Consider the following 12,377-nt stretch of genomic DNA (forward strand, 5'->3'; position numbering starts at 1 on the left):
GGCGTACGGCCGGACGCTGAGCTCAGGAGCGCCGGGCGGCGATCCTGAGCTCACCCCTCCGGCGCCGGCTCCGCCCGCGGTCCCGGGTCCGGGTCAGGGGCCAGGGCCGTCTGGACGAGCAGCCCCTTGCGGCGGGTCACGTACAGTCCGCGGCCCGGCGGCAGGACGCGTGGCCGCAGGCCGAACATATGGCCCTCGGTGGCCGGTACGGAGAGCAGCAGGGCCGGGGTGTTGACCTCGTCCAGGCGGCGCAGCAACTGGTCGTTGAGGCCGCGGCCCGCGCCGGTCGCGGAGCGGGCGACGATCACGTGCAGGCCGACCTCGTGGCCGAGGGCCAGGTGGTCCAGGATCGTGGCGAAGGGGTGGTTGGTGATGCCGCCGCCGACCATGTCGTAGTCGTCGACGAGGACGAACAGGCGGGGGCCGCGCCACCAGTCGGCCTGTCGCATGCGGGCCGGGGTGATGTCCTCGTCGGGCAGCCGGGTGGCGGTGGCGCGGGCCGAGCCGGCCAGGAGTTCGCGCAGGGCGTCGGTGGTGACCGCGTTGCCGAGCCGGTACTCCTGGGGCACCGACTCCGCGAGTTCGCGGCGCTGGTCCACCAGGAGGACGCGGGCCTCGGTGGGGCTGTAGCGGGCGGTGATCGCGGCGGCGACGTGGCGCAGCAGGTTGGTCTTGCCGCTCTCGGTGTCGCCGACGCATATCAGGTGCGGGGTGCGGGCGAAGTCGTGCCAGAGCGGGGAGAGGGTCTCCTCGTCGAGGCCGAGGGGCAGGCGCAGGCTGCGGCCCTCGCCGGTCGCGGGCTCCGGGAGGTCGGCGGCGGGAAGGCGGTGGGGGAGGGTGCGGACGGGCGGGGCGGCGGGGCCGGTCCACGCGGCGGCCACCCGGGACACCAGGTCGGCGACGCCGTCGGCGAGGTCGTCGGCGCGTTCGTGGCCGTCGATGCGGGGCAGCGCGGTCAGCAGATGGAGCTTGCCCTCCTTGGCCAGTCCGCGGCCGGGGACGCGGGGCACGGTGGCCGCCTTGCGGATGTCGATCGCCGAGTCCATGGTGTCGCCGAGGCGCAGTTCGATCCGGGTGCCCATCTGGTCTCTGACCTGTGCGGACAGCTCCACCCAGCGGGAGGTGGAGACGATCAGGTGGACGCCGAAGTTGAGGCCCCGGGCGGCGATCCGGTGGAAGGCGGGCACCAGGGTGTCGAAGTCCTGGCGGACCGTGCTCCAGCCGTCCACGACGAGGAAGACGTCGCCGTACGGCTCGTCGGCGAAGTCGCCGTCGGCGCGGCGCCGCCGGTAGGTGGCCATCGAGTCGACCGAGTGGTCGAGGAAGAACCGTTCCCGGTGGTCCAGGAGGGCGGTGATCTCGGACAGGGTGCGGTTGATCCGCTCGCCGTCCAGCCGGTTGGCGACCCCGCCGACATGGGGCAGTCCGGTCAGGCCGCTCAGCGAGCCGCCGCCCAGGTCGAGGCAGTAGAACTGGACCTCGCGGGGGGTGTGGGTGAGGGCGAGCGCGGCGATCAGGGTGCGCAGCGCGGTGGACTTGCCGCTCTGCGAACCGCCGGCCACCGCCAGGTGACCGCCCGCGCCGGAGAGGTCGACGACCAGCGGGTCGCGGCGCTGGTCGAACGGTTTGTCGACCAGACCGACGGGGACCCTGAGCCGTGCGGCGTCCGTCCGGCCCTCCGCGGTCAGCCCGCGTGCGGGGTCGACGGCGAGGCCGGGCAGCAGGGCGTCGAGGGTCGGTGGGGCGTCCAGGGGCGGCAGCCACACCCGCAGTGCCGCCGGGCCCGCCCCGCGCAGCCGTTCCACGGCCACCGAGAGCAGGCTGGCCTCCTCGCCGGTGCCCGCCGTCTCCGGCTCGGGTTCCGGGTCGGGCGTGGTGGCCGGGGTGCGGGGCAGGACGTACCCGGTGGTCCACGGCACGACCTGGCTGGCGACCCAGGCCCGCGCGACGGCGCTCCGGCGTTCCTGATAGGCGCCCGAGACATAGGCGGCGCGGAAGCGGGTCAGTTCGTCGACGCCGCTGCGCAGGAAGCCCGCGCCGGGCTGCGGCGGGAGCTGGTAGGCGTCCGTGACACCGAGCACGCCCCGGCTCTCCATGGCGGAGAACGTACGCAGCCCGATCCGATAGGAGAGGTGGCCCTCCAACTGGTGCATACGGCCCTCGTCGAGCCGCTGGGAGGCGAGCAGCAGGTGCACGCCCAGGGACCGGCCGAGCCGGCCGATCATCACGAAGAGCTCCATGAAGTCCCGGTGCGCGGCGAGCAGTTCGCTGAACTCGTCGACGACGACGAACAGGCTGGGCAGCGGGTCCAGCGGGGTGCCGGAGGCGCGGGCCCGCTCGTACTCCAGAGCGGAGGTGTAGTTCCCGGCCGCTCTCAGCAGCTCCTGGCGGCGCACCAGTTCGCCGTGCAGGGCGTCCTGCATCCGCTCCACCAGGGCGGTCTCGTCGGCGAGGTTGGTGATGACGGCGGAGGTGTGCGGGAGTTCGTCGAGGCCGAGGAAGGTGGCGCCGCCCTTGAAGTCGACGAGGACGAAGTTGAGGGTCTCCGAGGAGTTGGTCAGGGCCAGCGCGAGGACGAGGGTGCGCAGCAGTTCGCTCTTGCCGGAGCCGGTCGCGCCGATCAGCATGCCGTGCGGGCCCATGCCGCCCTGCGCGGACTCCTTGATGTCGATCTCGACCGGCAGCCCGTCCGCGCCGACCGCGACGGGCACCCGCAGCCGGGCCGTCCCCTCGGCGCGCGCCCACAGGGCCGGGGGTTCGTGGCGCCGCAGGTCGCGGATTCCCAGCAGGCTGGTCAACTCGACGTCGGCGGCCAGTGGTTCGGCCGCGTCGGCGGTCAGTCCCATCCGGTACGGGGCGAGCAACCGGGCCAGTGCCTCGGCGCCGCGCGGGCCGACCGCGTCCGGCCTGCCCAGGTGGGTGGACTGCTCCTTGCGGCTGCGGTCGGTGCGGACCAGCCGTACCGAGTCCGCGGCCACCTCCAGGCGGAGGGTGGTGCGGCCAGGCCGCCAGCGCAGGGACTCCGACAGGTCGATCACGACCGTGTTCCGGTAGCCCTGGCCGTCCAGCCGGTGCCCGGCGGGTATCCGCGCCCCGTCCACCACCAGCACGGTGAACGGTTCGCCCCGGCCCGGTGCGGCCTCGGGGTCGAACGCGGGGCGTTCGGCGAACTCGGCGCCCAGCAGGTCCTCCACGCCGGTGAACTCGGCGGACACCATCCGGGCGGCGCCCGCCCCGTCCTGCTCGTGCGGGTGCAGGCTGTGCGGCAGCCACTTCACCCACTCCCACTCGGCGCGGCGCCCGTCGCTCACGCACAGCGCGACGTACAGCTCCTCCGGGGCGTGGAACAGGGCCAGTTGGCACAGCGCGGCCCGCACCAGGTCCCGCGCGGCCCGTTCGTCGCCGCGCAGCAGCACCCGGCTCCAGGATCGCAGGTACAGGGCGATCGGCTGGTCCGGGACCGTGCTGTACGCCCGGACGAACCGGCGCAGCGCGTGCGCGGCGATCGGGTCGAGGTCCTCGACCGGCTTCGTGGACAGGGGTGTCAGCCGGGTGGCGAGCTGCTGGTCCCCGACGGCGACCCGCACCTCCGCGAAGTCCTGGTCCCGCGGGCGGCGTTCCCACAGACGCACCGAGTCGACCATGGAGCGGAGCGCCGAGGGCGCCGGGTGGCGCCAGGCGAGCGCCGCCTGCTGCTCGGCGACGGTGCGGTGCACCTTGCGCCGGGTCTGCGCCAAATAGCGCAGGTAGTCACGGCGTTCACCGCCGAGACGGCGTTTGCGCTCGCCGCCCTTGCGCATCACCTGCCCGACGATCATCGCCGCCGAGGCCAGCACCATCATGCCCAGGGCCACATAGGTGAGGGCGCCGCTGCTGCCCGGCCGCAGGAACATCAGCATCATCGACACCGACATCATCGCCATGGGCAGATACGTCCACACGGCGGAGTTGTCCGGGACCACCTCCGGCAGCACCGGCGGTTCCTGGAGGCTCAGTTCGCCCTCCGGCATGTCCGGGCCCCGCCTGCGGGCCGGGCGGCGGTAGAGGACAACGCTCACGTACGTGCTCCTTCACAGGGGCGACGGTCCGCCGGACCGAGGGCGCACAGGGCACGCACAGGGCCGGTCCGGGGCCGGGGGAAGAGACCCGGCCGTCGACGGCGGCCATGGTCATCAGTAGTCTGCACGCGATCAACACGCGGAGCAATGAACGTAGTTGACCCTCCCTGGAAGTGTGGTCCCACCCCCATGAGTGAATCCTCGGTGGCCGCCCTGTGCCATCTGACCGTCCGTGCCCCCTCCCGTACCGTCGACCTGGCGCTGCCCGCCGACGTACCGGTCGCAGACCTGCTGCCCGCCGTCCTGCGGTACGCGGGCGAGGAACTCGGCGACAGTGGGCTCGACCACGGCGGCTGGGCCCTGCAACGGCTCGGCGGCACGGCGCTGGACGACGAGCACACCCTCGCCGACCTCGGCCTGCGCGACGGTGAGGTCCTCTACCTGCGCCCGCACGACGACGCCCTGCCCGAGATACGTCTCGACGACCTGGTCGACGGGATCGCCGGGGCCACCCGGGAACGCCTGCACACCTGGACCCCGGGTGCGGGCCGGGTCCTGCTGCGCGGCCTGGTGGTCGCCGGGGTCCTCACCGCCCTCGGCGTCCTCGCCTGGCCCGGCGGCCCGGTCACCACACGCGCCGCCCTGGCCGGAGTCACCGGGCTGCTGCTGCTCGCCGGGTCCGCCTCCGCGAGCCGGGCCGTGGGCGACGCCGCGGCCGGTGCCACCCTCGGCGTGCTGGCCGCCCCCGGCCTGGCCCTCGCCGGGTGGCTGCTGCCCGGCGGTGACCTCTTCGGACCCCAGGGCCACCACGTCTTCGGCGCCCGGCTCCTCGCCGCGGGTGCCGCGGGCGCGGGCGCGGCCGTGCTCGGACTCGCCGTCGCCGCGGTCTGCGCCCCCCTGTTCACCGCCGTCGCGGTCGTCGCGGTCGCCGCGGTGGCCGCCGGAGCCCTGATCGCCCTGTCCGACGTGTCCGCGGCCGGTGCCGGTGCCGCGGTGGCCGGTGCGGCCGTCGCGCTCGGCGCGTTCGTCCCCGCCCTCGCCTTCCGGCTCTCCGGGATGCGCATGCCCGCCCTGCCCACCACTCCGCAGCAGCTCCAGGAGGGCATCGACCCCTACCGGGGCCCTGACGTCACCACCCGGACCGAACTGGCCAGCGGCTGGATGACCGCCCTGTACGGGGCGACCGGCGTGGTCTGCGCGGGCGCCCTGTTCGCCCTGCTGCGCGGGCCCGGCCTGCCCGAACTGCTCACCGCCGCGACCCTGGTCCTGCTGCTGCTCCTGCACGGCCGCAGCATGGTCAACGTCTGGCAGCGGCTCGCCCTGGTGATCCCGGGGGCGTTCGGGGCCGTGCTGCTGACGGTCACCCGCGCCGCCGCGCTGCCGCCCGGCGACCGCCCGGCGGCCGTCGTCGGCGTCCTCGCCGTCACCGCAGCGCTGGCCGTCGCCTCCTGGACGGTCCCGGGACGCCGGATGCTGCCCTACTGGGGGCGGGCCGCCGAACTCCTCCACTCGCTGCTCGCCGTCGCCCTGCTGCCGCTGACGCTATGGGTGTTCGGGGTGTTCGGAGCTCTGCGCGCCCTCGCCGGATGAGCCCGGCACCCCTGACAGTGCCCCGCGTCCTCGCCGGCTGACCCCGGCACCCCAGGCAGCGCCCCGCGCCACCGCCGTCAGCACCCCGGTTGCGGCACCGCCCCACCGCCGACGGGTCCACGGCGCCCACGGCACCCACGAGCGTGATGCGGTCGCCGCGCGGAGGCGACGGCCGTCGCACACAACCGGCGGCCACAGTACGGAAGAACGGGAAGGTCCCCACCCCATGCAGTCCAAGCGCGACCAGGTCCAGGCCCATTCCTTCGTCATGGGCCGGCTCACCTCCGGCATGCTGCTCGCCGATCCGGACGCCCCCGAAAGCCCGCTCGCCCGCACCACCCGGGGCGTGCTGATGGGCTGCCTGGTCACCGTGCTCGTCGGTGCCGGGGCGTTCGTCTACGGACTGGTCTCCCCGGGCGGCGACACCTCCTGGAAGACCCAGGGCACCCTCGTCGTGAACCGGGAGACCGGGGCCCGCTACCTCTACCTCGACGGGCGGCTGCGGCCGGTGCGCAACTACGCCTCGGCGCTGCTCGTCGGCGGCGGCGAGCTCACCGTCCAGGACGTGCGCACCAGCGCGCTGCGCGGCACCCCGGTCGGCGCGCCGGTGGGCATCGCGGGCGCCCCGGACTCGGTGCCCGCCGCCTCGGCGCTCAACAGCGGTGCCTGGCAGGTCTGTTCCGGCGTCACGGACACCGGGGGGTCCGCCACCACCCTGGTCGCCGGGGCGCCCGCCGCCGTGACCCCGGTGGCCGCGGGGCGGGCGCTGCTGGTCAGCGGACCGGACAGGGCGCGGTACCTGGTCTGGCAGGGGTCACGGCTCCGCCTCGGCGCCGACGCCGGGACCGCCGCCTCCCTCGGGTACGGCTCCGCGACGCCGCGCCCGGTCTCCGCCGCCTTCCTCGACGCCCTGGTGGCCGGCCCCGGGCTCGCCGCCCCGGACGTGCCGGGCCGGGGGAGCGCCGGGCCTGTGCTGTCGGGCACGGCCACCCGGGTGGGACAGGTGTTCAGGGTGCGGGTGCCGGGTTCGGGGGCGCAGTACTACCTGCTCCGTGAGGAGGGGTTCGTCGAACTCACCGAGACAGGTGCCGCCCTGGTCCTCGGCGATCCCGCCACCCGTGCCGAGGCCTACGGCGGTGCCCAGCCCGCCGCGCTGACCCTGGGCGCCGATCTGCTGGCGGCCCGACTGGCGCCCGCGGGCACCGCCTCCGGGCTGGCCGCCGGACTCCCCGCGAGCCCGCCCCGCCTGGCCGCCACCGAACCCGGTACGGCCGTGTGCGCGCAGGTGGAGCCGGGCCGGGACGGGGCGACCGGCGCGACCGGCAGGGGCACGTCGGGCGGGGTGCGGGTCACCTCCGTGCTGGTGCCCGAGGACGCGCTGGCACCGGTCGCGCAGGGTGCCACCGAGGTGTCGGCGGCACCCTGCCTGGCGGTCGACAGGGTGGTGGTCGGCCCCGGGAGCGGGGTGCTGGTGCGCGCGCTGGACGCCGGCGGCACCCAGCTGGCCGACACCACCTACCTGGTCGCCGACGACGGGGTGAAGTACCGGGTGCCGGACTCCGACGCGCTGACCGCTCTCGGCTACGGCGAGGACGACGCGGTCACCCTGCCCTCGACGCTGCTGGCGATGCTGGCCAGCGGCCCCGACCTGCTGACCGCGTCCGCCACCGGGGAGCGGCCGGTCCGCACCACCCGTCCGGTCTGCGCGCCGGCGGACCCGGACCGGGACGGAGGGCTCGGAATGACGGCCGAACGGCCCGGCGGAATTACCGGCAGGTAGAACCTGTGAGTAGCCGATCAGGCCGCCATGAATCCTCGATTGACGCATGTTCAGGAATTCCGATGTGCGGCGAAAGTAAATCACCCGCCCATTACCGGACATAGGCAGATGGCCACTTGACCAGGGTGTTCGTCGGGGTCAAACTCAATCGCGGATCAATAGCCCTGCGGCGTAAGGGACTTGAGAGAAAGAAGTCTCAAGTTCTGCTCAGAAGCGCTGAGTCGGCATGCCGAGTGATCCTAGGCTCCAACCCGGACACCGCGGGAACACCGCGATGTCGTTCCCCTCGTCCCGTTTCCCGTTTCCCGTTCTTCTTCCCGTCCCGTTCTCCGTGTTCCCGGCGTTCCCGCAGCGACCGACCGACTTGAGGTGGCAGACAGATGGCGTCAGGTGTGCAGCAGTCGAGCGAATCGGCCATGGCCAAGGGCATCCTGGCCCTGGAGATGGCCCGGGACGGGGTCAGGCGCTGCCGTCAGGACGTCCAGGACACCCGGGGCAAGCTCTCCGCGTCGTACCAGGGCTCCGACGGAAGGGAGTTCGGGAACCTGCTCGACAAGTGGGACGCCCAGTGCGCGATCATCCTCCGGAGCCTCCAGGAGATGATCGACCGGCTCTACGACAGCCTGGAGGCGCACGGCGTCACCCAGGAGGCGGCCGTGGAGGCAGTGGCCCAGGCGAAGGCGAGGGCCGAGGCGGCCTTCGCCCAGCTCATGCCCGCCTGATCCGGCTCCGCCGCACCCCGCTCAGAGGCCGGGTCCCGCGTCCCGCGCCCCCTCCTTCCGGCCCTGCGGCCATTCCCGTTCAGGCCCCGACGACGAGACGAGAGAGCCCCGATGTCCGAGAACCTCAGCGACGGTTTCATCCACGTCGACTACTCCCACGTCGAGAACGCCGCCGACGACATGGTCGAGCAGACCAGGGCCATCGCCAACACCCTGGGTTCGATGGAGGAGGAGCTGGCCGAGCTCAAGCAGACCTGGTACGGCGACGACTCGGACGCGTACCTGCAGAAGCAGAACGAGTGGGACGGCGCGGTCGGCGCCATGGAGAACCTGCTCACCTCGCACGCCAAGCTGCTCAACGAGATCCACGGCAGCTACCGCTACAGCGAGCAGAGCCTGTCCGAGCTGTGGTCCCAGGTGTCCGCCGGCCACTGAGCCGACGCCCGCAAACTCCCCCTCCCCCTAAACCGTCCGTCGTCCGCCCTCCCCCCGGGCGGGCGGCGGACTCTCCTCAGGAGACCGCCCCGATGGCCGACCTCACCCATCTCAACGCCACCGAGCTCCAGTACCTCCTCGACCACGAGGTCGCCGAGTTCGTCAAGGAGCTCAAGGACGTCCGCGAGGACGACAGCGACGGCGCGCGGGCCCTGCGGACCCTGCTGGAGGGCTACACCACCCCCGACACGCTGGACCAGAACCAGGTCCTCGCCATCGGGACCATGGCCGCCGACAACACCACCCACGGGCAGAGCCTGGTGGAGGCGGTGATCGAGTCGGTGCAGGCCATCGACGACATCCTCGCCGCGCAGCAGGTCCTCTTCAAGGACATCGAGGGCGACCTCGGCACCACCATCGACACCCTCCTCGCCAAGCAGGGCGACAGCCTCGCCGCCATCGACGGGGAGAAGCTGCTGGACATCTTCGGCGACGTCGACGAGGACCTCGCCTCAGACACGGGCTCCTCGGACGCGTAGCCCGCCGGGGCCCACGACCGCCCCCGGCACCCTGCCCTTCTTCCCTCCTCCTCCCTCCCTCCTCCCGTCTCCCTTCCGTCCCCCGCGGAGCGCACCCCAGTGGCCGACACCGCCGCCCAGGAAGAATCCCCCGACGACTGGCGCCGGGCCGTACGGCTGCTCACCGGCTACCCCCTGCCCGAGCGCGGCACCGCCCTCGACGCGCTGAAGGGCGAGAGCGGCGTCCCGCTGTACGAGCCGGTGCTCGACAGGATCGACATGGATGCCGTGGACGTGCCGGAGCTGGACGCCGTCAAGGGCTACGGCACGGACGACGGCGCCCACTACGAGCTGGTCTTCTACACCACGCCCGACGGCGACGGCGCGCACGACAAGGTCCAGAAGAGGCGCCTGTCGATGACCCTGGTCGGCTCGACCCCCGGCGGCGACGGCCCGCCCGGCCTGTGGAGCCCGGACCACCAGCCCAACGTCGGCGCGGCCGAGAACGGGGCGAGCGCGATCCAGTACGTCTTCGGGGCCAAGGCGGGCCTCGACGCCCTGCTCGACGGCCACACCACCCGGGGCCTGTCCTTCGCGGGCAAGTACGTCGCCAACACCGACGCGGTCAGCCTGGACACCTTCACCCGCACCGCGCAGTCGATCGACCGGACCTGGAAGTTCTTCGTCGACAAGGCGGCGGTCCTGTCCCTGTGGGAGGCGTTCTTCGGCGAGGAACAGGCGGCCTGGCGAGGCCAGGCCGCCGGCGTCTTCTACCAGCTGGTCAAGGTCCTGCGCGCCAACTACGACGACTACGCCGACCAGTTGGGCGGGGCGGAGTACGCCGCCAAGAACACCACGATCGACTCCTACACCCCCCGCAGCACCCTCGCCGACGCGCTCGCCGGAGCCCAGCTCGACCTCGTGCGCAACGCCGAGAACCTCCGGTACGTGTGGCGGTTCTGGGAGGCGAGCGGACTGCACGACCCCCGCCGGCAACTCGTCCGGCTGAAGGACGAGTTGTGGCAGTGGCTGCTCACCCACAACATCAGCCAGGTCGCCGTGACCACGCAGCAGCGCAATGACGTCGTCGACATGGATGAGTACCCCGTCAAGACCATCTTCTACTCGACCTCCGTCTCCTTCCGGCAGGTGCACCCGGTGTACGGGGACCTCGGTACGGACGAGGCGTGGAAGAGGCTCGGCGAGACGGCGGTGAAGAAGTGGCAGGAGGACGCCGAGCGGATCCTCGGGCCCGCCGCCCGTACCGTCCTGTCCACCCTCAACAACGAATGGGCCGACGCCGTCAAGGACTTCGGCAGCCCGATGACGACCCGGCACACCACCACGCTGGCCGAGAAGTGGCAGGCGGAGAAGAACGAACTCGCCGAGGAGGAGGCCGAGCGCGCGGAGGAGGAGGCCGCCGCGGCCCAGGAGAAGGCCGAACAGGAGGCCGAGGAGGCGCAGAAGGCCGCGGAGGAGGCCGCCCAGAAGGCCAACGACGGTCTCACGGAGGCGTTGAACAACGTCGGCGAGAGCATCGACGGCATGGGCGGCGACCTCAACGACGCCATGGGTGACTTCGGCGACGACGTGGGCGAGGGGCTCAACAGCCTGCTGGGCGACGGCGGTACGACGACGGACACCTCCGCGCTGAACGAACTCCTCCACGGCACGGACACCGGCACGAGCACGAACACCACCGACACTGTCGGGTCGACGCCCGACACCTCCGCGTTGGACGGCCTCCTCGACGGCACGGACACCGGCACCGACACCACGGACACCGGCACGGACTCCTCGGCGTTGAACGACCTGCTCGGCGGCGACACCGGCGCCACGGACACCGACACCGGTTCGGGGACCGCCACCGCCGCGCTGAACCCCGACGGGACGGTGACCACCACCGACCCGGACGGGACGGTCAGCGTCTACAACCCGGCGACCGGCATGTTGACCACGACCACCGCCGACGGCAGGACGACCACCCGGAAGCTGGACCCGGAGACCGCCGTGACCGACGACGACGGCGATGTGACCGTCCTCAACCCGGACGGCACCCTCACCACCACCCACACCGACGGTTCCACCACGGTGACCGACCCGGGCACCGGCGAGGTGACGACCACCCCGGCCGACTACTCTCCGGCGGACGGCGCGACGGACGACGACGACTCGTCCACCGATCCGCCGTCGTACACCGACGACGACGGCGGCGTCACCACCTTCGATCCCGACGGCTCCCTGACGACGACGTACCCGGACGGCACCACACAGACGTTCCACCCGGACGGTACGGTCACCACCACCCAGCCCGACGGCACCGTCCGCGAGAGCGACCCGGACGGCACGGTCACCGTCACCGAGCCCGACGGCACCGTCACCGTCACCACCCTCAACCCCGACACCTCGACGGGAACGGACCCGACGACGACGGACCCGACAGGGACGGGGGACACGGGCGGGACCGGAGGTACGACGGACGGCGGTACCGGCGGTACCGGCGGTACCGGCGGGAGCGCGGGCGGGGCGGCCGACGACTCGTCCGGCGGGACATCCGCCGCGGGAGGCACGACCGACACGTCCGCACTCAACGACCTCGCCGGGCTGCTGGACTCCGGCGGCGGCACGACAGCCGACGGTACGACCGGCGCGGGGGACACGTCCGGTGCGGGCGGGACCGGGGGCGGGGAGAGCGGCGTCGACGGCACCTCGTACGAGGACTACGACAGCACGCCGTACCAGCCCGGCAGCCTGGGCGGACCCACCGACACCGCCACCGACGGGGCCGGTACGGGGGCGACCGACGGCTCCGTACCCCTCAATGACGCCACCGCGCTGGCCGCCGGGTCCGCGTCCGGGACCCCGATGATGCCCATGGGCGGGATGGGGGGCATGGGCGGCGCGGGCGGCCAGAGCGGGCAGGGGGGATCCGGTTCCGAGCGGGTGCGCACGGTGCTCAGCGAGAGCGACGGAGCGTCCGTGCGCCGCCGGTCCCGGACCAGGTCCCGTGAGGAGAACCGGGACGAGGAGGAGCGGGACGTGGTCATCACCCGGGCCGGTGTACCGACGAGCGGCACCTCGCCGTTCGCGCCGGCCACCACCCAGGGCGGGCGGGGCGGCGTCGCGACGGAGTCCGGGGACCGGGCCCGGAACAGCTGGCTGACGGAGGACGAGGACGTGTGGGGCACGGACGAGGGCGGAGCACCGGCGGTGATCGGATGAACGGCGGTGACCGGGCGACCGGCGGGGCGGGGCAGGGCGGCGCGGTCCCGGA

General features: G+C 73.2%; 7 protein-coding genes. 6 read left to right on the forward strand and 1 reads right to left on the reverse strand.

What is annotated here, in order from left to right; translation table 11 throughout:
- Positions 1–50: 50 nt before the first annotated feature.
- Positions 51–4,010: a type VII secretion protein EccCa gene (gene eccCa, locus ACIPSE_RS13525; protein WP_401661746.1), complete on the reverse strand. Its 3,960-nt coding sequence runs from the start codon at positions 4,008–4,010 to the stop codon at positions 51–53.
- Positions 4,011–4,247: 237 nt separating this feature from the next.
- Between eccCa and eccD the strand changes: the two genes are divergently transcribed.
- From eccD to ACIPSE_RS13555, 6 genes are all read left to right on the forward strand, one after another.
- Positions 4,248–5,648, forward strand: coding sequence for a type VII secretion integral membrane protein EccD (gene eccD, locus ACIPSE_RS13530; protein WP_401661632.1), 1,401 nt, complete (start codon positions 4,248–4,250; stop codon positions 5,646–5,648).
- A gap of 226 nt (positions 5,649–5,874) precedes the next feature.
- On the forward strand, positions 5,875–7,428 hold the full coding sequence (gene eccB, locus ACIPSE_RS13535) for a type VII secretion protein EccB (protein ID WP_401661635.1): 1,554 nt from the start codon (positions 5,875–5,877) through the stop codon (positions 7,426–7,428).
- 380 nt (positions 7,429–7,808) lie between these two features.
- Entirely contained in the window at positions 7,809–8,150 is a 342-nt protein-coding gene (locus tag ACIPSE_RS13540; protein WP_401661638.1) for a hypothetical protein, read from the forward strand.
- A 111-nt stretch (positions 8,151–8,261) separates the two neighbouring features.
- Complete coding sequence (locus tag ACIPSE_RS13545) at positions 8,262–8,585, forward strand: WXG100 family type VII secretion target (RefSeq protein WP_401661640.1); 324 nt, start codon at positions 8,262–8,264, stop codon at positions 8,583–8,585.
- A 92-nt stretch (positions 8,586–8,677) separates the two neighbouring features.
- A complete protein-coding gene (locus ACIPSE_RS13550; RefSeq protein WP_401661643.1) occupies positions 8,678–9,124 on the forward strand; it encodes a type VII secretion system-associated protein in 447 nt (148 codons plus the stop codon).
- 99 nt (positions 9,125–9,223) lie between these two features.
- Positions 9,224–12,325, forward strand: a complete 3,102-nt coding sequence (locus ACIPSE_RS13555) for an AAWKG family protein (protein WP_401661646.1) — start codon at positions 9,224–9,226, stop codon at positions 12,323–12,325.
- Positions 12,326–12,377: the final 52 nt, after the last annotated feature.

This window comes from Streptomyces sp. NPDC090106 (assembly GCF_044747265.1).
GTDB lineage: Bacteria > Actinomycetota > Actinomycetes > Streptomycetales > Streptomycetaceae > Streptomyces.

Excerpts from the sequence above, each read along its gene's own strand:
- ACIPSE_RS13540 (WP_401661638.1), top strand. The coding sequence starts at position 7,809 with ATGGCGTCAGGTGTGCAGCAGTCGAGCGAATCGGCCATGGCCAAGGGC.
- eccD (WP_401661632.1), top strand. The coding sequence starts at position 4,248 with ATGAGTGAATCCTCGGTGGCCGCCCTGTGCCATCTGACCGTCCGTGCC.
- eccCa (WP_401661746.1), bottom strand. The coding sequence starts at position 4,010 with ATGCCGGAGGGCGAACTGAGCCTCCAGGAACCGCCGGTGCTGCCGGAG.
- eccB (WP_401661635.1), top strand. The coding sequence starts at position 5,875 with ATGCAGTCCAAGCGCGACCAGGTCCAGGCCCATTCCTTCGTCATGGGC.
- ACIPSE_RS13545 (WP_401661640.1), top strand. The coding sequence starts at position 8,262 with ATGTCCGAGAACCTCAGCGACGGTTTCATCCACGTCGACTACTCCCAC.
- ACIPSE_RS13550 (WP_401661643.1), top strand. The coding sequence starts at position 8,678 with ATGGCCGACCTCACCCATCTCAACGCCACCGAGCTCCAGTACCTCCTC.